At 57.7% G+C, this 24,938-nt stretch carries 24 protein-coding genes; 8 read left to right on the top strand and 16 right to left on the bottom strand.

Annotated features, from left to right (window positions below):
- Positions 1-48 precede the first annotated feature (48 nt).
- From AC07UY_RS09800 to hpaX, 4 genes are all read right to left on the bottom strand, one after another.
- The gene (locus AC07UY_RS09800) at positions 49-561 is read right to left on the bottom strand and encodes a 4-hydroxyphenylacetate 3-monooxygenase reductase subunit (RefSeq protein WP_203359044.1); all 513 of its coding nucleotides are present in this window, start codon (positions 559-561) and stop codon (positions 49-51) included.
- 17 nt (positions 562-578) lie between these two features.
- The gene (gene hpaB, locus AC07UY_RS09795; protein WP_494701050.1) at positions 579-2,141 is read right to left on the bottom strand and encodes a 4-hydroxyphenylacetate 3-monooxygenase, oxygenase component; all 1,563 of its coding nucleotides are present in this window, start codon (positions 2,139-2,141) and stop codon (positions 579-581) included.
- 221 nt (positions 2,142-2,362) lie between these two features.
- Positions 2,363-3,253 (bottom strand): 4-hydroxyphenylacetate catabolism regulatory protein HpaA, encoded by an 891-nt coding sequence (gene hpaA / locus AC07UY_RS09790; RefSeq protein WP_192610944.1) that lies wholly within the window; start codon positions 3,251-3,253, stop codon positions 2,363-2,365.
- A 9-nt stretch (positions 3,254-3,262) separates the two neighbouring features.
- Positions 3,263-4,639 carry a 4-hydroxyphenylacetate permease gene (gene hpaX / locus AC07UY_RS09785; protein ID WP_494661475.1) on the bottom strand — a complete coding sequence of 459 codons (1,377 nt, stop codon included), beginning with the start codon at positions 4,637-4,639 and terminating at the stop codon, positions 3,263-3,265.
- Positions 4,640-4,689: 50 nt separating this feature from the next.
- Between hpaX and AC07UY_RS09780 the strand changes: the two genes are divergently transcribed.
- Positions 4,690-4,824: a hypothetical protein gene (locus AC07UY_RS09780; protein WP_255565704.1), complete on the top strand. Its 135-nt coding sequence runs from the start codon at positions 4,690-4,692 to the stop codon at positions 4,822-4,824.
- A gap of 27 nt (positions 4,825-4,851) precedes the next feature.
- On the opposite strand, the gene hpaI is transcribed toward AC07UY_RS09780, so the two are convergent.
- From hpaI to hpaG, 6 genes are all read right to left on the bottom strand, one after another.
- Entirely contained in the window at positions 4,852-5,646 is a 795-nt protein-coding gene (gene hpaI, locus AC07UY_RS09775) for a 4-hydroxy-2-oxoheptanedioate aldolase (protein ID WP_494701051.1), read from the bottom strand.
- 10 nt (positions 5,647-5,656) lie between these two features.
- Complete coding sequence (gene hpaH / locus AC07UY_RS09770; RefSeq protein ID WP_494661478.1) at positions 5,657-6,460, bottom strand: 2-oxo-hept-4-ene-1,7-dioate hydratase; 804 nt, start codon at positions 6,458-6,460, stop codon at positions 5,657-5,659.
- Between the two features lie 139 nt (positions 6,461-6,599).
- A complete protein-coding gene (locus AC07UY_RS09765; protein WP_494661480.1) occupies positions 6,600-6,980 on the bottom strand; it encodes a 5-carboxymethyl-2-hydroxymuconate Delta-isomerase in 381 nt (126 codons plus the stop codon).
- A gap of 9 nt (positions 6,981-6,989) precedes the next feature.
- Positions 6,990-7,841, bottom strand: coding sequence for a 3,4-dihydroxyphenylacetate 2,3-dioxygenase (gene hpaD, locus AC07UY_RS09760; RefSeq protein ID WP_494701052.1), 852 nt, complete (start codon positions 7,839-7,841; stop codon positions 6,990-6,992).
- Position 7,842: 1 nt separating this feature from the next.
- The gene (gene hpaE, locus AC07UY_RS09755; RefSeq protein ID WP_494701053.1) at positions 7,843-9,309 is read right to left on the bottom strand and encodes a 5-carboxymethyl-2-hydroxymuconate semialdehyde dehydrogenase; all 1,467 of its coding nucleotides are present in this window, start codon (positions 9,307-9,309) and stop codon (positions 7,843-7,845) included.
- Entirely contained in the window at positions 9,306-10,595 is a 1,290-nt protein-coding gene (gene hpaG / locus AC07UY_RS09750; RefSeq protein WP_494701054.1) for a 4-hydroxyphenylacetate degradation bifunctional isomerase/decarboxylase, read from the bottom strand. The genes hpaE and hpaG overlap by 4 nt, the downstream gene beginning before the upstream one ends.
- A 272-nt stretch (positions 10,596-10,867) precedes the next feature.
- Between hpaG and hpaR the strand changes: the two genes are divergently transcribed.
- Positions 10,868-11,311 (top strand): homoprotocatechuate degradation operon regulator HpaR, encoded by a 444-nt coding sequence (gene hpaR, locus AC07UY_RS09745; protein ID WP_192610952.1) that lies wholly within the window; start codon positions 10,868-10,870, stop codon positions 11,309-11,311.
- On the opposite strand, the gene AC07UY_RS09740 is transcribed toward hpaR, so the two are convergent.
- From AC07UY_RS09740 to AC07UY_RS09725, 4 genes are read right to left on the bottom strand one after another with little or no spacing between them, the layout of a single operon-like run.
- The gene (locus AC07UY_RS09740; RefSeq protein WP_494661484.1) at positions 11,312-12,568 is read right to left on the bottom strand and encodes an FAD-dependent oxidoreductase; all 1,257 of its coding nucleotides are present in this window, start codon (positions 12,566-12,568) and stop codon (positions 11,312-11,314) included.
- Positions 12,549-12,809: a (2Fe-2S)-binding protein gene (locus AC07UY_RS09735; protein WP_276292921.1), complete on the bottom strand. Its 261-nt coding sequence runs from the start codon at positions 12,807-12,809 to the stop codon at positions 12,549-12,551. Before AC07UY_RS09735 ends, AC07UY_RS09740 begins: the two co-directional genes overlap by 20 nt.
- Positions 12,806-13,915, bottom strand: coding sequence for an NAD(P)/FAD-dependent oxidoreductase (locus AC07UY_RS09730; protein WP_494701055.1), 1,110 nt, complete (start codon positions 13,913-13,915; stop codon positions 12,806-12,808). The genes AC07UY_RS09735 and AC07UY_RS09730 overlap by 4 nt, the downstream gene beginning before the upstream one ends.
- Positions 13,912-14,859, bottom strand: coding sequence for a 4-hydroxyproline epimerase (locus AC07UY_RS09725; RefSeq protein ID WP_494661487.1), 948 nt, complete (start codon positions 14,857-14,859; stop codon positions 13,912-13,914). Before AC07UY_RS09725 ends, AC07UY_RS09730 begins: the two co-directional genes overlap by 4 nt.
- 309 nt (positions 14,860-15,168) lie before the next feature.
- Between AC07UY_RS09725 and AC07UY_RS09720 the strand changes: the two genes are divergently transcribed.
- The 6 genes from AC07UY_RS09720 (at position 15,169) to tsr (ending at position 23,145) form a co-directional block, all read left to right on the top strand.
- Complete coding sequence (locus AC07UY_RS09720; protein WP_370552280.1) at positions 15,169-15,996, top strand: helix-turn-helix domain-containing protein; 828 nt, start codon at positions 15,169-15,171, stop codon at positions 15,994-15,996.
- A gap of 172 nt (positions 15,997-16,168) precedes the next feature.
- A complete protein-coding gene (locus tag AC07UY_RS09715) occupies positions 16,169-17,089 on the top strand; it encodes a dihydrodipicolinate synthase family protein (RefSeq protein ID WP_494661488.1) in 921 nt (306 codons plus the stop codon).
- Between the two features lie 14 nt (positions 17,090-17,103).
- Complete coding sequence (locus tag AC07UY_RS09710; RefSeq protein ID WP_494661489.1) at positions 17,104-18,711, top strand: aldehyde dehydrogenase (NADP(+)); 1,608 nt, start codon at positions 17,104-17,106, stop codon at positions 18,709-18,711.
- Between the two features lie 11 nt (positions 18,712-18,722).
- Positions 18,723-20,324 carry an APC family permease gene (locus AC07UY_RS09705; RefSeq protein ID WP_490468724.1) on the top strand — a complete coding sequence of 534 codons (1,602 nt, stop codon included), beginning with the start codon at positions 18,723-18,725 and terminating at the stop codon, positions 20,322-20,324.
- Between the two features lie 11 nt (positions 20,325-20,335).
- Positions 20,336-21,343 (top strand): Ldh family oxidoreductase, encoded by a 1,008-nt coding sequence (locus AC07UY_RS09700; RefSeq protein ID WP_494661490.1) that lies wholly within the window; start codon positions 20,336-20,338, stop codon positions 21,341-21,343.
- A gap of 137 nt (positions 21,344-21,480) precedes the next feature.
- Positions 21,481-23,145, top strand: coding sequence for a methyl-accepting chemotaxis protein (gene tsr / locus AC07UY_RS09695; RefSeq protein WP_203359027.1), 1,665 nt, complete (start codon positions 21,481-21,483; stop codon positions 23,143-23,145).
- A 41-nt stretch (positions 23,146-23,186) separates the two neighbouring features.
- On the opposite strand, the gene AC07UY_RS09690 is transcribed toward tsr, so the two are convergent.
- Both AC07UY_RS09690 and AC07UY_RS09685 read right to left on the bottom strand, forming a co-directional pair.
- Positions 23,187-24,464 carry a TRAP transporter large permease gene (locus tag AC07UY_RS09690; protein ID WP_203359026.1) on the bottom strand — a complete coding sequence of 426 codons (1,278 nt, stop codon included), beginning with the start codon at positions 24,462-24,464 and terminating at the stop codon, positions 23,187-23,189.
- Entirely contained in the window at positions 24,455-24,934 is a 480-nt protein-coding gene (locus AC07UY_RS09685; protein ID WP_203359025.1) for a TRAP transporter small permease, read from the bottom strand. The genes AC07UY_RS09690 and AC07UY_RS09685 overlap by 10 nt, the downstream gene beginning before the upstream one ends.
- Positions 24,935-24,938: the final 4 nt, after the last annotated feature.

The following is a 24,938-nucleotide window of genomic DNA, read 5'->3' as shown; positions in this document are numbered from 1 at the left end:
CACAATGAAAGCGGGCGGCAGTGCTGCCGCCCGTTGGGCTTCACAGGATTAGACGGTGGTTTCCATTTCCGTCATCACTGGATGGAAACGACGCTTGAAGTAGATCAGACCGTGACCGTCCTCGCCCAGGATAATATTTTTGATCTCAACCAGATAAACCAGATGCGTGCCAATCGCCTGCACATCGCGGATCTCCCCTTCGAGGCTGGCCAGCGCGCCTTTCAGCACCGGTTGCGCCAGCGGCCCTTTTTGCCAGCAGGAGAGGTTGAAACGTTCGTCCATCGCCATCCCGGTCATGCCGGCGAAGTGGCGCGCCATCAGTTCCTGCTCGTGGTTCAGCACGTTGACGCACAGCTTCCCGTTGTCCTGAAACACCGGATTCATGGCGCTGTTGGCGTTAATGCAGACCATCACTGACGGTGGCGTATCGGTCACCGAGCACACGGCGGTGGCGGTGATCCCGCAGCGTCCGCCGTCGCCTTCGGTGGTCACAATATTGACCGCCGCTGACAGGCTGGCCATCGCATCACGAAAACGCAGACGTTGTTCATCTAATTGCATTTTGACCTCCGACTGCGTTATTTCAGCAGCTTATCCAGCAGGTTGATATCGTTGTTGTTGTGCAGGTGTGGCACCGTCCAGCCGTTCTGGTCGTATTCAGACAGGCAGCGGTCAACCATCGCCATCATTTTGTCCATGTTGCCGGAGGTCTGCGCCTGGCGCAGACACTGCAGGCGGATCTCGTCCTGGCTACCGGAGTAGTTGATTTCATATAACTCGTGGCGTCCACCAAATTCGCTGCCGATGGCGTCCCACATCAGTTTTAAAATCTTAATGCGTTCAACGTGATCCATCCCGTTGGAGCCGCGCACGTATTTTGCCAGATACTGATCGATCTGTGGATTATTCAGATCACGCGCGCTGGAAGGCAGATAGATCAGACCGCTGGTGACGTTACGCTCAATAATGTTTTTGATCTTCGCATAGGCCATCGGCGCCATCACTCGATAGGTTTGCAGCGCCGCGTGATCCGGCAGCCAGGCGCCATTGACCCACGGCGTCGCTTCAGAACACATGGAGTCGCTCAGCGCCCAGAACATGTTACGCCAGGCCACGACTTCCCCCAGATCGGCCTGCACGCCACGGAACTCCGCCGTGCCGGTACATTCGAGCGATTTTTTCAGCAACGCGGTGATGAAGTCGAGTTTGACCGCCAGGCGCACGCACGCCTGCAGCGGATACATGCGGGCGAAACCGCCTTCCATCGTCCAGCGACGGCAGCGATCAAAGTCGCGGTATATCAGCACGTTTTCCCACGGGATCAGCACCTTATCCATCACCAGAATGGCATCGTTCTCGTCAAAACGGCTGGAGAGCGGGTAGTCATATGGGGAACCGGTCGCACCTGCCACCAATTCATAAGAGGCGCGGGAAATCAGTTTCACGCCGTCGGCGTCCATTGGGGCGACGAACATCAGCGCGAAGTCCGGGTTTTCGCCCATCACCTGCGCAGAGCCAAAGCCGATCATGTTGTAGTGGGTCAACGCTGAGTTGGTTGCCACCACTTTCGCGCCGCTGACGATGATCCCGGCGTCAGTCTCTTTTTCCAGTTTGATGTAGACGTCTTTCACTTCGTCGGCCGGTTTGTGGCGGTCGATCGGCGGGTTGACGATGGCGTGGTTAAAGTAGAGTCCGGTTTCCTGAATGCGGGTGTACCAGTTGTGGGCGTTCTGCTCAAACTGGCCGTAAAACGCCGGATTCGCCCCCAGCGCGCAGCCAAAAGCGGCTTTGTAATCCGGTGTACGTCCCATCCAGCCGTAGCTCAGACGGGACCACTCAGCGATGGCGTCACGCTGCTGGCGCAGGTCGTTGGCGCTTTTCGCCACGCGAAAGAATTTGTGGGTGTAGCCGCCGCTGCCGGTGTCGGTGCCCCAGCAGAGGGCGTCCTGCATCTCTGGTTTGTGCAGTGCGTCGTAGAGTTGGGCAACGGAAGCCGCCGCGTTGCGAAACGCCGGATGCGTGGTGACGTCTTTCACGCGTTCACCGTAGATGTAGATCTCGCGCCCGTCCTGCAGACTTTTTAAGTACTCTTCACCGGTTAATGGGCGTTTGGCGTCAGCGCGGAAATCTTCAGGTTTCATAGTCAGACTCTCTTTTCGTCATCGGATGGAAAGCCTGCGCCAGTGGGCGTTTCAGGCTTTAATGTTAAATTTATGTTTTGTTTTTGTTGTTTAATTGAAGCGTGATAAGGCAACGGCGTGAAGGGACGATTGCGACAACGGCAGGTACTTTTCGGACGGGATTGGGTTTTGTGATCCAGGCGGCTTTTTGGCGGGCAGCGCTGCGCTTACCCGCCGGAAATTCATGATACGGGTACTTTACTTGCCCGGTACGCACTCGGCGAACATCCCACCAGCCGATTAAAGAAGCGGGCGAAATAGGCGGGATCTTTAAACCCCAGTTGCCAGGCGATCTCATTGACCGCGCTGTCAGAAAAGAGCAGCAGCCGTTTGGCCTCGCGCAGTTGCCGGTCGAAGATCAGGCGTTTAGGGGGCCGATTGGCGAAACGGCGACAGATATCGGTCAGACGGGACTCCGTCAGATGCAGCTCGCTGGCATAGTCCGGCACGCTCCAGTGCTGGTGGAAGTGGGTGTCGATCAACTGGGTGAAACGCTGGAACAGCTTCAGTTCACCGCGCATCCCGCTTGCCGCATGGTCGTCGAGTTTGGCGTTACGCAGCAGCAGGGTGAAGACCGCTTGCGCCAAAAGTACCAGCGTGTGTTCGCACCCGGGCAGTTGTTCAGTCGATTCCCGCTCAATCAGCCGCCAGTAATGGGCTAACGCCGCGAGTTCGTCCGGTTTATCCGCCAGCGAAAGGCAAATCCCCGGCAGGCCGAACGTCTCCCGTGTGCCAGGGTAGAGCACCTCTAACAGCGGCCAGATCAGCGCTTCCCGCACCGTTAGCACGTGACCGTCGCTGTCTGATTCGGTAATAAACGCATGCGGTACGGAGGGCGGCGTCAGGACGAACAGCGGCGCCTGCACCGAATAGCGGTGATCGTCGAGCTGGAGTTCGATCTGCCCGGTATCAAGAAAGTGCATCTGAAAGAACTGGTCGTGGCGATGCGCCTGCATATCCCGGCCAAAAAACGCCGCCATGCGGGCGAATGACTGGTAATGCACATCGTCGCTGCCGAGGCTTTCGTCATACTCTTTGCTGATGTCGATATTGGCGATCGAACTCTGGCACATACTCGCTCCTTACGGGGTGGCGCGTGGGCGCGATGACTGCATGGGAATTAACCAGACAATGACGGCGCCAACAACCAGCAGCGAGGCCACAAACCACAATCCGCTGTTAAAGCTGCCGGTGATATCTTTCAGCCAGCCGATCATAAAGGGGCTGAGCGCCGATCCAATATTACCCGTGGCGTTGATCACCGCAATCCCGATCGCTCTCGCCCGCAGGCTGATCGACTGATCCGGCGTGGTCCAGAAAATGGCCATGGCACAGAACGATCCGGTGGAGGCCATGACGATCCCCAGCATCTGGAGCAGATTGTTATCGGTGGCGGAGGCCAGCAGCCAGCCCGCGGCGGCGAAGAGATACGGCAGGGCGGTGTGGTGCTTACGCTCCTGACGGCTGTCCGAATGGCGGCTCCAGAAGATCATCCCGAAAATAGTACACACCTGCGGAATGGCGGCCAGCAGCCCGATAGTGATGTTACTGCTGCCCTGATTAAAACTTTGCAGGATCTGCGGCGTCCAGATGCCGATGGCGCTGAGGGTATTGGTCAGGCAGAAGTAAGCCAGCGTGTACATCATCACAATCGGAGTGAAGATTTCGCGCCACAGGCTGCGCTGCTGCATGGCGTGATGACTGACAGCGCCTTCCGGCTGCACCAGCGTCAGACGGTCGTTGTCCATCATCTCTTGCAGACATTTTTTGTCTTCTGCGGTGAGCCATTTGGCCTTCGACGGGGAGTCGTCCAGCCAGAACCAGACCAGGACGCCCAGCAGAACCGACGGGAACCCTTCCAGCAGGAATAACCACTGCCAGCCGCGAAGGTCAAACAGGCCGTCCATAGCCAGAATATAGCCGGAGACAATCGATCCGAGCGCCGTCGTGACGGGCATGGCGATCATAAACAGGGCGTTGGCGCGGGCGCGGAAAAACGCCGGAAACCAGTAGGTTAAATAGAGCAGAATGCCCGGTAAAAAACCGGCCTCGGTGATGCCGACCAGAATACGCAGGATGTACAGGCTGTTCGGCCCGGTGGCAAACAGGGTCGCGGTGGAGGCAATTCCCCACAGCACCATAATGGTCGCAATCCAGCGGCGAGCGCCGACAATACTGAGCATGATGTTGCTGGGAATACCGAAAATAACGTACGCGGCGTAAAACAGGGTGGTCGCCAGGCCGAACATGGTGGCGTTTAGCCCCAGATCGCGGCCCATCGTTAATCCGGCAAAGCCGATGTTGATGCGATCGAGGAATGAAAAAATAAACAGCACGAACAGAAACACGATCAGACGGCGGAACAGTTTGTTGATCACCGACTGTTGCTGCGCCGTCAGTTGTTTATGCTGACTGGCAGGGTTTTGTTTCTCAGGGATTGCAGATGAGGTGTCGCTCATTGTTTTTCCTCTAATGGGAATTTTGTAGGGTACGACATAGGTTATGCCGGATGGGGGTTAGCGCCTTATCCGGCCTGCGTTTCGGTACTGCTGTTTGCCGGATGGCGGCGATGCCTTATCCGGCCTACGGTTCGCTACTGATGTTTGCCGGCTATGCCCTATCCGGCCAGCGCGATGCGTTGTAGGCCGGATAAGCGCAGCGCCATCCGGCGTTAATACACGCCGGGTACTGCCGGTTTGGCGTCGACGTGTGCGCCAAACCGTGCGGCCAACGCTTCGGCGGCGCGGGCGAGCAGGGTGGTGTCGACGCCAACGGCGACAAACAGCGCGCCGAGTTCAAGATAGCGTTTCGCCAGCTGTTCATTGGCCATCAGAATACCCGGTGCTTTACCCGCTGCCCGAATCTGCGTAATGGCGTGCTCAATGGCGGCCTGCACTTCCGGGTGCTGTGGATTACCGGCAAAGCCCATATCGGCGCTCAGATCCGCCGGGCCGATAAACACCCCATCGACCCCTTCAACGTCCAGAATCTGTGGCAAATTCTTCAGCGCCTCGCGGGTTTCGATCTGCACCAGTACGCACATTTCATCGTTAGCCTTTTGCAGATAATCCGGGATGCGATTCCAGCGCGACGCCCGCGCCAGAGCGCTGCCGACACCGCGAATACCGGCCGGAGGATAACGTGTCGCGCTCACCGCCAGACGGGCTTCATCGGCGTTTTGTACCATCGGAACGAGCAGCGTTTGCGCGCCGACGTCCAGCAACTGTTTGATCTGCACCGGATCGTTCCACGACGGGCGAACGATCGGCTGGCTGGCGTAGGGGGCAATCGCCTGCAGTTGCGTCAACACGGTTTGCACGTTATTCGGCGCATGTTCACCGTCGATAAGCAGCCAGTCGAAACCCGCGCCCGCCAGCAGCTCCGCGCTGTAGTTGCTGCACAGTCCCAGCCACAGCCCGATTTGCGGACGGCCCGCTTTCAGCGCCTCTTTGAATACATTTTGCATGGTCGTCTCCTTACACAAAGCGGCAGCTGATTGAGCCCATGTTGCCGTAGTCCACATGGAAGGTATCGCCCTTGCTGGCCGTGACCGGGCGGGTGAACGAGCCGCCGAGAATAATCTGCCCTGGCTCCAGTTGCACATCGTATGGCGCGAGTTTGTTCGCCAGCCATGCCACGCCGTTGGCCGGATGATTCAGTACGCCCGCCGCCACGCCAGTCTCTTCGATCACGCCGTTGCGATAGAGCAGGGCGGAGATCCAGCGCAGATCCAGCGCATCGGGTTTAATCGGACGCCCACCGAGGATCACCCCCGCATTGGCGGCGTTATCCGAGATGGTGTCGAACACTTTGCGCGGACGCTGCGTTTCCGGATCGATGTTGTGGCAGCGGGCGTCGATCAGCTCCAGCGCCGGGATCACGTAATCTGTCGCGTTGTAGACGTCGAATAAGGTGCAGTTCGGGCCGCGCAGCGGTTTCGCCAGCACGAAAGCCAGTTCGACTTCAATGCGCGGCACGATAAAGCGATCGGTCGGGATATCGCTGCCGTCATGGAAAAACATGTCGTCGAGCAACGCGCCGTAGTCCGGTTCGCTTATCTGCGAGCTGGCCTGCATCGCTTTCGAGGTCAGACCGATTTTGTGGCCTTTCAGCACGCGGCCTTCAGCGATTTTAAGACTGACCCATTCGCGCTGAACGGCGTAGGCGTCGTCGATGGTGATCGCCGGATAATCCAGCGAGATCTGGCGGATCTGCTCGCGGGATTGTTCCGCCTGATGCAGGCGCTGCGCAATCAGGGTATGGGTGTGTTTATCGAGCATGATAGTTTCCTTTGTGCTGCTGTTGCCGGATGGCGGCTGCGCCTTATCCGGCCTACGGTTCGGTGTTGCGCCTTATCCAGCCTACGGTTTGGTGCTGTTGTAGGCCCGGTAAGCACAGCGCCACCGGGCAAAAAGCGCGCTACTTAAATAACGCGTGCACATTGTTCTGTTTGTAATTCAGCGTCGGGTGCAGCTCGTCGATTTCAAACGACAACGCCAGATAGCGGTTTGCCATCAGGTCGGCGAAATGGGTTTTAATCAGCGCAAACAACATCTCTCCCACCTCCTGACGGCTCTCCAGACTGCGCCCCGCGCCGATTTTTAGCGTCATATGGACAAACGCGTAGTCGTGTTGACCGTCGGCCATCTGCCAGGTTTCCAGCCAGTGCGCGCGGCTGCGGATACCACCGAGCGGGAAAATACCCGTGGCAGCGAGCGCGGCGTTAACTTTGGCGAACAGCCCCGGTAAGTCGGCCTGTTCACGGATGTTGTCGGTACATTCAGCGATAAAGTGCGGCATTTTCTCTCCTCAGGCGGGCAGCGGGAAAACGGCGTTCACCTGGCCGGTGCCAGAACTGGCGAATAACTCGGTGAGGAACTCCACCTTGCCGTCGTATTTGTCCCAGCCGAGCATCCCCAGCAGCATCACCGTGTCGTGCATGTTGCCTTCGCCGTAACAGTAGTCGGCGTACTCCGGCAGCATGCAGCAAAATTCTTTGAACTGCCCTTCGCGCCACAGCTTGACTACCCGTTCGTCCATCTGACGATCAAACTCGCGGGTGTAGCTGTTCATCCCTTCTTCCGCGCGCTGGTCGTCGATGAAACGGTGCGACAACGAGCCGCTGGCGAGCACCGCCACGGTGCCGTCGTATTGCTCAATCGCGCTGACGATCGCCTCGCCAAGCTTGCGGCTGTCGGCAAAGTCATGAACGGTACAAAAGGCGGATATCGACACCACTTTGAAATGCTTGTCGCTGTTCATGTAGCGCATCGGCACCAGCGTGCCGTACTCCAGTTTGAGGCTCGGAATGTTGTGCGCTTTGGCGCGTACGCCCAGCTTTACCGCTTCGTCGGCAATCAGCTGACCCAGTTCCGGGTTGCCGTCGTAGTCGTAGGTCATGTCGCGGATAAAATGCGGCAGTTCGTTACTGGTATAAATGCCGGAAAAATGGTCCGCACAGTTGATGTGGTAGGCGCTGTTCACCAGCCAGTGGGTGTCGAACACGATAATGGTGTCGACGCCCATTTCGCGGCAGCGATGGCTGATCTCTTTGTGTCCGTCAATCGCTGCCTGGCGGCAGCCGTGGTTTTTCCCCGGCAGCTCAGACAGGTACATCGACGGGACGTGGGTGATTTTTGCGGCTAACGCTAATGTGCCCATATCAGACTCCCCATTTCGGGATCGGATGGTCGCCCATGGAAATGCAGACGTTCTTCATTTCGGCGAACACCTCAAAGCTGTATTCCCCGCCTTCACGTCCGGTGCCGGAGGCTTTGACGCCGCCAAACGGCTGGCGCAGATCGCGTACGTTTTGGGTATTCACAAACACCATGCCCGCTTCGATATTGCGCGCCAGACGCAGCACTTTGCTGACGTCCTGGGTCCAGATGTAAGACGCAAGGCCGTACTCCACGTCGTTGGCCAGACGCAGACCTTCCGCCTCGTCTTTGAACGGCATCAGGCAGGCGACCGGCCCGAAGATCTCTTCCTGGGCCACGCGCATCCGGTTGTCGACGTCCGCCAGCACCGTCGGGCGCAGGAAGTTGCCGTTTCTCAGATGAGCAGGCAGATCGGTCGGTTTGTCCGGGCCGCCCGCCAGCAGAGTTGCCCCTTCTTCAATGCCGAGGCGGATATAGCCGGACACTTTTTCCCAGTGCTGCTGGCTAATCAGCGCGCCGACCTGGGTGTTGGGATCGTTCGGATCGCCCACGCGCAGGCGGTTAGCGCGTTCGGCAAAGCGTTTGACGAATTCCGGGTAGATGCTCTGTTGAATAAAGATGCGCGAGCCTGCGGTGCAACGCTCGCCGTTGATTGAGAAGATGGTGAACAGCGCGGCGTCCAGCGCGCGTTCGATGTCGGCGTCTTCAAAAATCAGCACCGGCGATTTGCCGCCCAGCTCCATCGAGTATTTCTTCAGCCCGGCGTTTTTCATGATGTTGCGCCCGGTGGCGGTGCCGCCGGTAAAGGAGACGGCCCGCACGTCGTGATGACGCACCAGCGCGTCGCCCGCAGTGGCACCGTAGCCCTGCACCACGTTCAGTACGCCCGCCGGAATGCCTGCTTCCAGCGCCAGCTCGCCCAGACGATCGGCGGTCAGCGGCGAGAGTTCAGACATCTTCAGCACCGCCGTGTTACCCAGCGCCAGACACGGCGCAACTTTCCAGGTGGCGGTCATAAACGGCACGTTCCACGGCGACACCAGCGCACAAACGCCTACCGGCTGCACCAGCGTGTAGTTGAGCATCTTGTCGTCGACCGGATAGGTCTTGCCGTTCATCTGCTGGCAGACTTCGGCGAAAAATTCGAAGTTGTGGGAGGCTCGCGGGATCAGCACGTTTTTGGTCTGATGGATAGGCAGACCGGTGTCGGCGGTTTCCATCGCGGCGATCTCCGGCACGTTCTGATCGATCAGGTCACCGAGGCGACGCATCAGGCGCGCGCGCTCTTTCATCGGCAGGTTCGCCCATTTCGGGAACGCCTCTTTCGCGGCCGCTACCGCCTGGCTTATCTCCGCTTCACCGCCGGAAGCCACTTCCGCCAGCACTTCTCCGCTGGCTGGATTGGTGGTGTGGAAATAGTCGGTGCCTGCCACGTTTTTGCCGTTGATCCAATGGTTTATTTTTTTCATTTTGCGGTTTCCTCACTCACAATTCGGTTGACCAGGCGGCCCACGCCTTCCACTTCCACGACGACTTCATCGCCCGGCACCACGTCGGACAGCCCTTTTGGCGTGCCGGTGGCGATCATGTCGCCCGGTTGCAGGGTCATGAATTCGCTCAGGTAAGCGATTAAAAACGGGATGTTGAAGATCAGATCGGCGGTGGTGCCCTGCTGGCGCAATTCGCCATTGACGAAAGTGCGCAGGGTTAGGTTGTGCGGATCCGGGATGGCCGCTTTATCAACGATCCACGGCGCAATCGGGGTCAGACCGTCGCGGCTTTTCACCCGCAGGTTGGGGCGGTAGTAGTTTTCCAGATAGTCGCGGATGGCGTAGTCATTACAGATCGTATAGCCCGCGACATAGTCCATCGCGTCGGCTTCGACGACGTTGCGCGCCGTTTTGCCAATTACTACCACCAGTTCCGCTTCGTAGTGCATGTACTCGACGTTGTTCGGGCGCACGGAAGTTTGTCCGTCACCGGTAAACGAGTTTGGCGCTTTGATAAACACCAGCGGCTCTTCCGGCGGTGTAAATTCCAGTTCGCTGGCGTGGTCGGCGTAGTTCAGACCCAGCGCGAACAGGGTGCCATTTGGGTGCGAAAGCGCAGGCCGCGTTCTGGTTTCCGTGATGTCGCGCGCGTCCACCACCGGGTTTTCCAGCGGCGGGAAACCGTCTGCCAGAATACGCATCTGGTCGCCGGGGCGAATTTCCACGCGTGCCTGCGGGGTGCCGATCAGGATGGCGTCGCCCGGGTTTAGGGTGGCGAATTCGCTGAGCGCGCTGAGCAGTTCGGCAGCGCTGCGTTGCAGGTCGGCGGTGTTCCAGCGATCGGCTTCGCGACCGTTGATTTCGGTGATGATCGTCAGGTTATCGACGTTTTTCAGCGCCACCGTTTCGCCCATCGGGCAGAAACCGTCGCGGCATTTTGCTTTGATGGCCGGGCGGTAGAAACTCTCTTCCGGCAGGCTAACCTCGTTGGCCAGTGCGTAACCGGCGATATAGTTTGCCGCCTCTTCAACCGGGACGTTACGGGCTGTTTTGCCGACCACCAGCGCGACCGTCGCGCCGCTTTGCACCTTCTCGCCCTGTGGATGGGGGATGGCGTCGCCGTGACGAATCACGGTGTTGTGCGGTTTGATAAACCAGACAGCCGTCTTCGGCGGTGCGTTATACGGGGCTTGCGTAAACGCGTCGCGCCAGGCATCAAGCTGGCTGCGATGGTTTAACGCGACGGCAAAAACAGTACCTTTCATACACAAACTCCTCAGGGTGAAATACCACACTGTGATTTCATTAATATGTTAATGATTCGGTTGTATGCTTTTGCTGCGCGTTTGGCAAATAGAAGTGAAATAATTGTGATGATAATAACAATAAATTTACATATTAAAATTAATGTCTATATTTATCATGTTATTAACAAAATGGTGTGATTTCTGTTAGACTTTTTTGCCTAAAACGGGTTGTTTATAAAATCATCATTATTGAATTGTTTATCTGTTAATGATTTTTCCAGGGGAAGACCATGCATGACTCTTTAACCATTGCACTGTTGCAGGCACGAGAAGCGGCAATGTCTTACTTTCGGCCCATCGTGAAGCAGCATAATCTGACGGAACAGCAGTGGCGCATCGTGCGCGTACTGGCGGAACATCCGTCTATCGACTTCCACGATCTGGCGTTTCGTACCTGCATTTTGCGCCCGAGCCTGACCGGTATTCTGACGCGAATGGAACGCGATGGACTGGTGTTGCGATTAAAACCGGTGAATGACCAGAGAAAACTGTATGTGTCGCTGACGAAAGCCGGAAATGCGCTGTATGAACATGCGCAGTCGCAGGTGGAAGAGGCGTACCGACAAATTGAAGCGGAATACACGCCTGAGAAGATGCAACAACTGACGGCGCTGCTGGGTGAGTTTATTGCGCTCGGCAACCGCCATATTGCCGAACGCGGGGAAGAAGAGTAACTACGCGTCCGGGTTCACCAGATGAATCAGCGTTTCGGTTCTGGCAGGGGAAAGCGGTTCACGCGGCTGGGGAAGCGGCCAGTGATAGAGCCAGCGGGCGCTGGTGGCGCAGGTTTTTCCCTGACAGGCACCCATGCCGCAACGTGAGGCCAGCTTTGCGGTTTGCCAGTTTTTCGCGTCGGCAACGTCGCCGCAGCGCACATCTTCACAGCGACAGAGCAATGTTTCCGGCGTGACGACCTCTTTAAGAGCGTCGGGCAGGGCGAACGTGGCATTGAGCGCGTTGGCAAAACGTTGCCAGCGATCGCGTTTTTTGAGCGCTTCGCTCGCGCTGTCCGGACGCTGTGCCGCGATATATCCGGCAACTTCCCCTTCTGCCAGCGCCAGTTCGCTGCCGCCAAACCCCGTACACTCCCCGGCGGCGAAAATATCGGGCTGGCTGGTGCGCTGCTGCGCATCCACGGTGATGGCATTGTTTGCTGTCGCACAACCAAAAATCAGCGCCGGTTCAAGGTTGGGCACCAGCCCATAGCCAATGGCCAGGCGGTCGCAGGCGATTTCCCGAATTTTACCGTGTTGACGCACTGTGACCGCCCGTAGTCTGTCATCGCCCAGCGCCTGCGTGACCTGGCTTGCGGTGGCGTAACCTGCTGGCGCGACGGTGAAAAGTTGACGTAGTTTGTCTGGCCAGCGCCATAACCCCATCGCAAAGCGAACCAGCGCGCTACGCGGCGCCTGTTCCACGATAGCGACTACATTGCCGCCCGCTTTGCGCACCGTATCGGCAACCGCCAGCAACAGCGGGCCGCTACCGGCAATGACCACCCGTTCGCCGTTAAGCGGCAACCCATGTTTGATTTGCGCCTGTAAACCGCCAGCGCCGGTGACACCAGGCAGCGTCCAGCCGGGAAAGGGCAGCGATAGCTCGCGCGCGCCGCAGCATAAAATTAATCGCTGCCAGTGGACAATCCCGCCGCTTTCTGCGGTTTCAAACAGCACGCTGTGTGAGGAGGGACGGGCAATCAGACGGGCAGCGGACAAATGCGTGATCCGCGATTCGCGTTCCACGGCGTCACGGTAGCGTCTGGCGAGCGGCGGGAGCGCGACCTGTGGCCCGTCGCGCCAGATTTGCCCGCCGGGTCGGGGGTTATCATCCAGGATTACCACCTGCTTGCCGCTTTGCGCCGCCGCTAGCGCGGCCGCCAGTCCGGCAGGCCCGGCGCCCAGGATCAGAATGTCACAATGCAGTGTGCGCATGGCAGCTCCTTTCTATTTTCATCTCCGGCTGGCATTCCGTCTGGCAGGCCAGCACCCGGCGTCCATTCACCGTCACGCGACACTCCTGACAGACACCCATTCCGCAAAACGGGGCGCGTGGGCGGTCGTGAACCGAGCGGCGCGTCACGGGGTTGCCGCTCATCGCCAGCGCGGCGGCGACGCTGATGCCTACCGGAACCTGGCAGGGCAGACCGTCAATAAACAGGGTAATGATTTTCATGCGCTCGCCTCCTGGCGTATCAGGCGTGCGGGCAGCCAGGCGTCCGGCGCGAACGCGGGTCGCTCGCCGAGGATCTGCGCACAGAGCAGCTCGGCGGTCGCCGGTGCGGTAGTTACGCCCAGCCCCTCATGACCGAGCGCCAACCAGACGCCGGGGCGCGAAGGATGCGGACCGATAAGCGGATTGCCGTCTTCGGAGGCGGCGCGAAAACCGCTCCAGCAACGGATGATATTCAGACTGGCGATGGCCGGTAAAAAATGGTGCGCGCGCTTGAGCATCATCGCCAGCAGCGGCAGATCCAGCTCACGGTCGAGGGTGTCAAACTGGCGCGAGGAACCAATCAGCCATTGTCCGGTGGGGCGCGGTTGTACATTAAACGCCACCGACGTTCCCCCGGCGTGGGCGCTGGCGCCGTAGCCCAGTTCCACCAGTTGGTGGTTCAGCGTTGCGCCGTAACGGTCGGTAATCGCCAGTTGGCCTTTTTTGGGGCGCAGCCAGTTTTCCTGCAACAGCGTATTGGCGCCCAGGCCGCAGGCGACCACAATCGCGCGCGCCCGCAGACGTTTCCCGCTCTCCAGCACCACTTGGGGCGCATCGATTGAAACGGCCCCTTCGTTGACACAGGTGATGGCCTGCGCCGCATCGTCAATAAACCAGCGCGCCACGTTGGGGGCGTAAACAATGCCGTCGCCCGGCACCCACAAACCTCCCGCCAGATCCGGCGTCAGCAGCGGTTCGCGCACGGCAACCTGTGCGCGGGTCTGCATTTCGCTGGCGACCTGGTGCGTCGCCATGCGCTGTTGTTTTTCCTCGGCGAGGGCCAGTTCCTGTTCGTTTTCCGCCAGCCATAAGGTTCCGCAGCCGTGCCAGGCGCAGGTTTGTGGCATCCGTGGCGTGAGTTCCCGCCAGCGCGCCAGCGACCAGGCCGACAGCGCCAGTTCGGCGGGATCGTCATCCATACAGACCAGATGCCCCATTCCGGCGGCGGTTGCCCCAGCGTGCCCGTCGTCGATAAGGGTGACGCGTTGCCCGCGCTTCGCCAGTTGCCAGGCACAGGCTGCGCCGATAATCCCGGCACCGATGACAATGACGTCGCTTTCTGTCACAGGGTGATCCCCCAGCGGAAAGGATCGTCTGCATTGAGGATCAAACGGTTGTCGCCGCACACCCACGCTTCACCGCGGATCGTCGGAATGACCTGAGCGCCTTTGCGGATAAAACTGGCCGTAAACTGACTGCCGATAATGCTCGCCTGTCGCCAGATTTCTCCGGGCTGCAGTTTGCCGTCATCGGCCAGACAGGCCAGTTTGGCGCTGGTGCCAGTGCCGCACGGCGAACGGTCCCACGCTTTTCCTGGACAGAGGACAAAGCTGCGACTGTCGGCACGATCGTCACTGGCAAACAGCTCGATATGATCGATAACGCCGTCATTTTCGCCGCGGATCCCTGCGGCTTCCAGTCCTTCACGGATGGCCCACGCAAAATCGGTGAGGGCGGGGATCTGCTCTGGCGTGATATCGAAGGGATGATCGTTAACGAGGAAAAACCAGTTGCCGCCCCAGGCGATATCGCCAGTGACGGTGCCGTGTTGCGTGACCACGCTGACCTGTTTACGCCAGCGATACGACGGCACGTTTTCAACCGACACGCTACCGTCGTCGTGGAGGGTGGCGGTGACATCGCCCACCGGCGTTTCAATGCGGTGCTGACCGGGTTTGATGCGCCCAAGCCAGGCCAGAGAAGCAATCAGCCCTATCGTGCCGTGACCGCACATATTCAGGAATCCGGCGTTGTTGAAAAAGATAACCCCGGCGGTGGCCTCGGGGGAGACGGGTTCGCACAGCAGCGCGCCAACCAGTACGTCATTTCCGCGAGGCTCGAGGATGATGGCTTTGCGCCACGCATCGTAGTCTTTGGCAAAGCGTTCCCGACGCTGCGCCATCGTGCCGTTACCGAGATCCGGAAAACCCGCAACCACCAGGCGCGTCGGTTCGCCGCCGGTATGTGAGTCAATCACTCTGAGTTCGCTTTCCTGCTGTGTCGTTGTCATGAGATCTCCGAAACGTTAAATGTTTGTTTCTAAATGCTGGCGCAACCCTGACGTTCCGGCTTGACTGCTTTCACCACCTGAGATGACGAAATCAGCACAGTGCATACGCGTGTTTTTGCATGATCTTCATATTTATTTCTTATTAATCATTTTATTACCGCCGTGGTAAACCAAAGAACGCCTCTGCGCCAGTGCGTGAAACAGGGGAAATCGTAAACCACAGGCAGGATCGCAAAACGCATCACTGGCGCTTGCTGAGTTAACAAAAAGTTAATAAATATCCCTCGTCACTTATTGTGAGGAAGCGTTATGTCCTGTGCTTATGAAGAGGTGTCGGGGAAAGCCCCGGCGCAAGAGGTGGGGATGGAGGTGGGTGAACTCAGCCAGATATGTGAGGGGCTGGCCCGCCAGCGCCCGGAAAACATCCAGACCTTGCTGAATGCGATGGCGCTGATTGCGCCATTACTCAACGCCATTCCTAACGTTGTCTTTTTTATCAAAGATGTGCAGGCAAGATACCTGCTGGTGAATATGACGCTTGCCCGTCGATGTGGGTTCAAGAATGTGGTTTCGTTGCTGGGGAAAACCTCGGCGGATGTGTTTCCTTCTGCGCTGGGTCAGGGTTATACCGAGCAGGATCTGCGGGTTCTGCGCGACGGTGTGACGCTGCGCGATCAGTTGGAGATGCATCTGTATAACGGTCGCGAACGGGGCTGGTGCCTGACCCAGAAGCTGGCGTTGCGTGATGTTCATGGGCGTGTGATCGGGATGGCCGGGATCTCCCACGATCTGCTGGAGACGCAGGCGCGTCATCCCGCATGGCAACGGCTGGCGATCGTCGACGATCATATCCGCAAACACTACCACCGCCCGATCGCAATGGAAGAGTTGACCGTGCTGAGCGGGATGTCGGTGGCGCAGATCGAACGCTACTGCAAACGCATTTTCCACCTGACGCCGCGTCAGATGATCCACAAAGTCCGCCTCGAAAAAGCCACCGAATTACTGGCAGGTACGACACCCATCACCGATATCGCATTGCAATGCGGCTATACCGATCACAGTGCTTTTAGCCGCCAGTTCAAAGCGATGACCGGCTCTACGCCACGGGATTTTCGCCTGACGCTGGCAGGTTGATCTTCCATTTGCGACCTCCCCCAGGGAAGAGGGGGAAAATGCCACTGTGCTAATTTCGTCATCCTTGCAAAGGAAAACCCACAAGCCGCCGAACGCCTTAGCCGTCAATCTGTCAGTGAATATTCACCATTCATTCACCAATGTTTAACAAATTGACGACAAGGAATCGAAAATGAGCAAAAAAGCTATTCACTGGAGCGGCGTATTTCCGGCCGTCAGCACACAGTTTCGCAGCGATTACTCACTGGATTTGGACGCCACCCACACGGTGATGAAAAACCTGGTCAAGGATGGTGTTTCAGGTCTGGTGGTTTGCGGCAGCGTCGGGGAGAACACCTCACTGACCACCCAGGAAAAATTACAAATTATCGAAGTGGCGAAAGACGCTGCTGGCGGCCAGATCCCGGTGATTGCCGGGGTGGCGGAGTTCACCACCGCGTTTGCCCAGAAGATGGCGAAAGAGGCTGAGAAGGTGGGCGTCGATGGCATTATGGTGATGCCTGCGCTGGTCTACTCTTCAAAACCGCATGAAACTGCCGCCCACTTCCGTAGCGTCGCGACTGCCACCGACCTGCCGATTATGGTCTACAACAACCCGCCAATTTACAAAAACGATGTCACGCCAGATATCCTGGCGACCCTCGCCGACTGCGACAACATCGTCTGTTTTAAAGATTCTTCCGGCGATACCCGCCGCTTTATCGATCTGCGTAATGCCGTGGGCGACCGCTTTGTGCTGTTCGCCGGGCTGGACGATGTGGTGGTCGAGAGCATTGCGGTGGGCGCTGAAGGCTGGATCTCCGGGATGTCGAACGCCTTCCCGCGTGAAGGCGAGACGCTGTTCCGTCTGGCAAAACAGCAACGCTACGAAGAGGCGATGGCGCTGTACCGTTGGTTTATGCCGGTGCTGCACCTCGATGCGCGTCCGGATCTGGTGCAGTGCATCAAGCTGTGCGAAGAGCTGCTGGGTCGCGGTAGCGCCGTGACGCGTCCGCCGCGCCTGGCGCTGGAAGGTGAAACCCGCGCGCAGGTGGTGGCGGTGGTTGAACAGGCGCTGGCAACCCGTCCTCAACTGCCGGATGTCGGTCTCTGAACGCAGGAGTGAACATGACATTACGACAGCCTGAACAGGGCTTGCAGTTTATTGCCGGTCAGCGGGTTGGGGGTGGCGATGCCACCCTGCTCAGCCTGCGTGCTGAAGATGGCGAAGCCACCGGTTATCGTTTCCTGTCGGCCACCCGCGAGGAGGCCACACAGGCGGCGCTGGCGGCAGAACAGGCATTTGCGGTGTATTCACAGACCTCGCCTGAAGCACGGGCGCGTTTTCTGGAAGCTATCGCCGCTGAACTGGACGCGCTGGGCGAGGCGTTCTTTGCCATCGCGCATCAGGAAACGGCCTTACCGCTGGCGCGTTTGCAGGGCGAGCGGGCACGTACCAGCGGCCAGTTGCGGATGTTCGCCGGGGTTCTGCGTCGCGGCGATACGCATGGCGTGCGCATTGATACGGCATTACCTGACCGCCAGCCGTTGCCGCGTCCGGATTTGCGCCAGTATCTGATGGCGCTCGGGCCGGTTGCCGTCTTTGGCGCCAGTAATTTTCCGCTCGCCTTTTCGACCGCCGGAGGCGACACCGCTGCGGCGCTGGCGGCAGGCTGTCCGGTGGTGGTGAAGGCGCATCCAGGTCATATGGCGACGGCGGAATACACCGCACTGGCGGTGTTGCGCGCGGCAGAGGCATGTGGCATGCCCGCAGGCGTGTTCAATATGATTTTTGGCACCGATATCGGCGCAGAACTGGTGAGCCATCCGGCGATTCAGGCGGTCGGTTTTACCGGTTCTCTGCGCGGCGGGAAAGCGTTGCAACAACTGGCGCAGCAGCGCCCGCAGCCGATTCCGGTGTTTGCGGAGATGTCCGCCATAAATCCGCTGATTGTTCTGCCTCAGGCGCTGGCGAAAAATGCCGTAACGCTTGCCAACGATCTGGTGGCCTCGTTCACGCTGGGCAGCGGTCAGTTTTGTACCAAGCCCGGGCTGATTCTGGTGATGCAGGGGGAAGGGGAGAGCCGTTTCTCCAACGCGTTAGTCGAAGCGGTGGAGCGCGCCCCGGCGCAGGTGATGCTCAATGCCACAACGCTTACGCATTACCAGCAAGGCGTTCGCGCGCTGGACGCCCATCCGAATATTCAACGTATTGCGGGCCGTAATGAGAACGTCTTCGGACGTGCGCAGGCACGCTTATACAAAGCGCCCGCTTCGCTGCTGCTGGCGAAAGATCCGTTGTTGCAAGAAGAAGTGTTCGGGCCGCTGGCGGTGCTGGTGAGCGTGGCGGATGAGGCCGAACTGTGCGCCATTCTGCGGGTGATCCAGGGACAGCTCACCGCCACGGTGCATGCCGAAGCGGATGACCGACAGCTGGCGGCGCGACTGTTGCCGATGCTGGGTGAGAAAGCCGGGCGCGTACTGTTTAACGGCTACCCAACCGGCGTGGAAGTGTGTGACGCGATGGTGCATGGCGGTCCGTGGCCAGCGACCACCGATGCGCGCGGCACGTCGGTCGGCAGCAAAGCCATCGAGCGTTTCCTGCGCCCGGTGTGTTTGCAAAACGTCCCTGGCGCGCTGTTGCCGCCTGCCGTGCAGGATGCCAATCCATTAAACCTGCTGCGCCTGGTGAACGGGCAGTGGACCCGGGAAGCGATTTCCCCCTCTGTTAACTGAAGGGCACAATCATGACGATTCACTCTACACCTCAATCTCAGACCCGGGTTGTTGAGTCGGGGAAATTTAAAAAGCAGCTGACGTTAACGGATCTGACGTTTATTGGACTGGGGGCGATTTTTGGCTCTGGCTGGCTGTTTGCCGCCAGCCATGTCGCCTCGATTGCCGGACCTGCCGGTATCGCCTCGTGGGTGATCGGCGGTATCGCCGTGTTGCTGCTGGGCATTGTTTATTGTGAGCTGGGCGCGGCGTTGCCGCGTGCCGGGGGCATTATTCGGTACCCGGTGTTTTCTCACGGCGAGCTGATGGGGTATCTGCTGGGTTTTATTACGCTTATTGCGTTTTCCAGCCTGATCTCCATCGAAATCGTCGCGGCGCGTCAGTATGCCGCAGCCTGGTTCCCGGCATTGACGCAGCCCGGTTCCAGTGACCCGACGTTGCTCGGCTGGGTGGTGCAATTTTTGTTGCTCTGCTTTTTCTTTGCGCTGAACTACTACAGCGTTAAAACGTTCGCCCGCTCGAACAACATCATCAGCGTACTGAAATTCCTCGTGCCGCTGGTGGTAGTGATCACCCTGTTTGCCTTCTTTAAACCCGAAAACCTGCACGCGCAGGGGATTGCGCCGTTTGGCATGTCGGGGGTAGAGGCGGCGATAAGCGCAGGCGGGATAATCTTTGCCTATCTGGGGCTAACGCCGATTATCTCGGTTGCCAGTGAAGTGCAAAACCCACAGCGAACCATTCCGGTGGCGCTGATTTTGTCGGTCGTGCTCTCGACCATTATCTATGTGCTGCTGCAGGTGGCGTTTCTGGGCAGTATCCCGACTGAGATGCTGAACGGCGGCTGGGCGGAAGTCAGTAAGCAGTTCTCTTTGCCGTATCGCGATATTGCTATTACGCTGGGGATGGGCTGGCTGGCGTTTATGGTGGTCAGTGACGCGATTGTCTCCCCGAGCGGGACCGGCAATATTTATATGAACGCGACGCCGCGCGTGATTTACGGTTGGGCAAAAGCGGGCACTTTCTTTAAAGCGTTTACCCACATTGATAAAGAGTCCGGTATTCCTCGTCCGGCGTTGTGGCTGACGTTTGGTTTATCGATTTTCTGGACGCTGCCGTTCCCGTCGTGGGAGCAGTTGATCAGCGTCGTCTCCGCCGCGCTGGTGCTCAGTTACGCCATTGCGCCGGTGACGGCGGCAGGGCTGCGCCGGAATTCGCCGGATCTTCCGCGTCCGTTCCGCGTTCGCGCATTTCATATTATCGGTCCATTGTCGTTTGTTATCTCCGCGCTGATTGTCTTTTGGTCCGGCTGGGGAACGCTGTCGTGGTTGTTGGGGCTGCAGATCGTCATGTTCGTGGTGTATGTGCTGTGTAAATCCAAAGTGCCGGTGCATACCGTCAGTCTGGCTCAGCAGGTGAAGTCTTCGCTGTGGCTGGTAGGGTTTTACGCGCTGATTATGCTGTTCTCCTGGTTAGGCAGTTTTGGCGGTACAGGGGTGATTGGCCATCCGTGGGATACAGTGATTGTCGCGGTGATGTCGCTGGGAATTTACTACTGGGGCGAGCGGACTTGTCTACCACAAGCTAACTTTACTGGAGACGAAGAAGAGTAAAGGAGAAGGTAATGACAATGGTAAACCTCTCGTTAACAGAGGCTTACTCGCTGGCACATCAGGTGCTACGCGGGAATGGATTCAGTGAAGAACATGCCGCTGTTGTGGCGCGCAATGTGACCAACGGGGAGCGCGATGGCTGCGCTTCCCACGGTTTATGGCGTTTGTTGGGGATTGTCGACACCTTACGCAAAGGTAAAGTGTCGCCAGACGCCATGCCGGTGGTGACCGACAGCGCCCCGGCGATTGTGAAGGCGGATGCCGGCGGCGCGTTTTCGCTGCTGGCATTTGAACAGGCGTTACCGTTATTGATTGAGAAAACACGGCATTGCGGTATCGCGGCGCTGGCTATCAATCGCTGCGTTCATTTTTCGGCGCTGTTTGCCGATATTGAACCGCTCACGGACGCCGGACTGGTGGGCTACGCCTGCACGCCAAGTCACGCCTGGGTCGCGCCTGCCGGTGGCACACTACCGCTGTTTGGTACTAACCCCATTGCGTTTGGCTGGCCGCGTGGCGAAAGACCACCGTTTATCTTTGATATGGCAACCAGCGCGGCGGCACGGGGAGAGATCCAGCTTCACTTACGCGCCGGAAAACCAATCCCCGAAGGCTGGGGGGTAGACAGCGATGGGCAGCCGTCAACCGATCCGCAGGCGGTGCTGGATGGCGCGATGCTGACCTTTGGCGGGCATAAAGGCTCGGCGTTTGCGGCGATGGTTGAACTGTTGGCCGGACCGTTGATTGGCGACATGACCAGCGCGGAGTCGCTGGCCTGGGATGACGGGGCCGGAGGGCTGCCTTATGGCGGCGAACTGATCCTGGCGTTCGATCCGACCCGTTTTCTGGGTCAGGAGGCGCATGTTCATCTTGCGCGGGCGGAAACGCTGTTTGATGCGATGCAGAGTCAGGGGGCGCGTTTGCCTGGTGAGCGGCGTTTTGTGGCGCGGGAAAAGGCAGAGCAGGAAGGCGTGGTCATTACCCGTACGTTGTACGATGACATCTGCGCGCTCAGGTAGAGTCATCAGGCGGTAGTCTGTCATGGTGTTTTTTGCCAGCATTTTGCACAAAATACCTGTGACAGACGTCGCTATTGTATAAAGTTTTCTCATTCCAGGCCGACAACCAGAGTATCTGTCTAGCGGAATGAGAAAACATGTTAAAACGAATTAAGATTGTGACCAGCTTACTGCTGGTGTTGGCAATATTTGGCCTTTTACAACTGACCTCGGGCGGTTTGTTCTTTAACTCATTGAAAAATGACAAAGAAAATTTCACCGTTCTACAGACCATTCGCCAGCAGCAGTCCACGCTGAATTCCAGCTGGGTTGCGCTGCTACAAACACGTAATACCCTCAACCGGGCGGGTATCCGCTACATGATGGATCAGAACAATATCGGCAGCGGCGCCACCGTTGTCGATCTGATGCAGATTGCGAGCACGTCCCTGAAGCAGGCGGAAAAACACTGGGCCGATTACGAAGCACTGCCGCGCGATCCGCGTCAGAGCGAGGCTGCGGCCGTCGAGATCAAACGTAGCTACGATATCTATCACAATGCGTTGGCTGAACTGATCCAGTTGTTGGGCTCAGGTAAGATCAACGAGTTCTTTGATCAACCGACGCAGGGCTATCAGGACGGTTTTGAAAAACCGTATACGGCCTATATGCAGCAGAACGATCACCTGTATGACATTGCGGTTGAAGACAATAATAGCTCCTACAGCCAGGCGATGTGGGTGCTGGTCAGCGTGTTAATCGCGGTGCTGCTGGTGATCGTCGCCGTCTGGTTCGGCATTAAGTTCTCTTTAATCGAACCGATGAACCGCCTGATCGAGAGCATTCGTCATATCGCCAGTGGCGATCTGGTGAAGCGTATTGATGTGGAAGGCTCTAACGAAATGGGCCAACTGGCAGAAAGCCTGCGGCACATGCAGAGCGAGCTGGTGCATACCGTCGGCGATGTGCGCAACGGCGCTAACGCGATTTACAGCGGTGCCAGCGAAATTGCGATGGGCAACAACGACCTTTCTTCCCGTACTGAACAGCAGGCTGCCTCCCTGGAAGAGACCGCAGCCAGCATGGAAGAACTGACGGCCACCGTGAAACAGAACGCCGAGAACGCCCGTCAGGCCAGCCATCTGGCGCTGAGCGCTTCAGAAACTGCGCAGAAGGGCGGTAAAGTGGTGGATAACGTGGTGCAAACCATGCGTGATATCGCCTCCAGTTCACAGAAAATTGCCGACATTATCAGCGTGATCGACGGTATTGCTTTCCAGACTAACATTCTGGCGTTGAACGCGGCGGTAGAAGCGGCGCGTGCAGGCGAACAGGGCCGTGGCTTTGCGGTGGTTGCCGGGGAAGTGCGCAACCTGGCGCAACGCAGTGCCCAGGCCGCGCGTGAGATTAAGAGCCTGATTGAAGACTCGGTCAGTCGCGTGGATGTCGGTTCAACGCTGGTTGAGAGCGCGGGCGAAACCATGGATGAGATTGTCAACGCGGTCACCCGTGTCACCGATATCATGGGCGAAATCGCCTCTGCGTCTGATGAGCAGAGTCGCGGTATCGACCAGGTCGGTCTGGCTGTTGCAGAGATGGATCGCGTGACGCAGCAGAACGCCTCGCTGGTGGAAGAGTCCGCCGCAGCTGCAGCCGCGCTGGAGGAACAGGCCAGCCGTCTGACCCAGGCTGTTGCCGTATTCCGTATTCAGCAGGAACAACAGCGTTCTCGTGACGTTGTCGCCGCGAAAAGCGTTTCTGCGCCAGTACCGCCGCGCAAAGCCGCTGTTACCGATGCCGGTGAGAACTGGGAAACGTTTTAATGATGTGTTGTCGCGCCCTGTTGAGCAGGGCGCGACACGTTTTACAGCGCGGGCAGGAAGGTTGTCAGAGCCGGAATAAACGTCACCATCAGCAACACGGCAATCAGTGCCGCTAACAGCGGTAGCACTTCACGCAGAAAATCAGCAATTTTTGTTCCCGTGATGGAGGTAGCAACGAACATGACCGTTCCCATAGGTGGCGTCAGGCAACCAATGGCCAGGTTGAGGATCATCATCACGCCGAAGTGAATCGGATCGATGCCCAGCAAGCGTACTGTTGGCATTAATAGCGGAACCAGTACGATGATGGCGGCATTTCCTTCAATAAACATTCCCAGAAACAACAGAACCAGGTTCACGATCAGCAAGAAGATGTAAGGATTATCAGAGAATCCTGTCATCACGACGGCCAAATCTTGCGCAATCTGTTCGTTCGTTAACACCCATGCCAGCGCTGAGCAGGTCATGATGATGAGCATTACGCTTGCGGTTGAGCGCGCCGTTTCCAGTAACGATGCCGCGATATCTTTCACCGTCATTTCACGATAGAAAACGGCTCCGATAATAATCACAAACACAACGGCAATAGCGCCTGCTTCTGTTGGGGTAAAGATCCCAAAACGGATCCCGCCGATAATCACCAGAATCAAAATGAGTGCTGAAGTGGCGCCTTTACCCGCTTCCCAAAGTTCACGGCAGGTTGGGCCATGGGCTCTGGCGGGGAGATAGCCGCGTTTTTTCGAGATTAAATAGATCGTGAACATCAGCGCGACGCAGCACAAGAGTCCCGGAATGATCGCGGCCATAAACATTTTTCCGATGGAGACATCGGCAACAAAACCGTAAATGATCAGGGCGATTCCCGGGGGAATGATCGGCGTAATAAGCGACCCGGCAGCGGTGACGGCAGTAGAGAAACTTTTGCTGTAGCCGAGTTTAGTCATTTCCGGCACCAGCATTTTTGACAACATCGCGCAGTCAGCCAGGTTCGATGCCGACAGACCTCCCATCATGGTACTGAGCAGGACGTTGGACTGGGCGAGCCCGCCCGGATAGTGACCGGAGAGCACACCGGTGAATCGCAACATACGGTGCGTAATACCGGTGTAATTCAGTAGGTTACCGAGCAGGATAAAGAACGGAATTGCCAGTAAAGTGACGTTTTCTCCAGCGCCGATAATACGTTGAACAGCGATCAGCGGTGAAATGTCGCCCGCCATATAAAAGTAAGTCAGTATTGCGACCAGTACGCTGATGAATATCGGCGTATTCAGAATAAACAGAAACAATAAGACAATACACGCGATCGCTACTGACATACGACCTCCCTGCGTTTCAGTTTTTGAATGTCTTGCCAGAGGTGTTGCAGGCAAAACATCACCATGATCCCAGCGCCTGTCGGCACAGCAAAATCGATGTACAGATAGGAGACCCCAAGAATGGGGGTGATTTTATCGACGGCGATAAGTGACAGCTCATAGCCGAGATAGCCAAATGTAGACAGTGAGACAATGGCAATCATGTGGGTGATGATGGCGCAGGATAAACGCCAGTTTTCCGGCAGCATGGAGGTGAAGGCATCAATACTGACGTGCATACGATGGCCCATTGCTGAGGCCGCACCGATCATAATCAACCAGATGTAACAGATAATCAGCGCTTCCTCACCCCAGATCAGTGGGGCGTTGAGCAGCCAGCGCATCAGGACGGCCACGACCGTAATGAGCACAATCCCACCTGCCAGCAGGCAGGCCAGAATATCGCTGAATTTATTGAGAAACCGAAACATAGTC

This window comes from Citrobacter sp. GW821-FHT02E08 (assembly GCF_059421685.1).
Note: the sequence above shows the minus strand (reverse complement) of the source record. Positions and strands in the feature narration are given on the sequence as shown.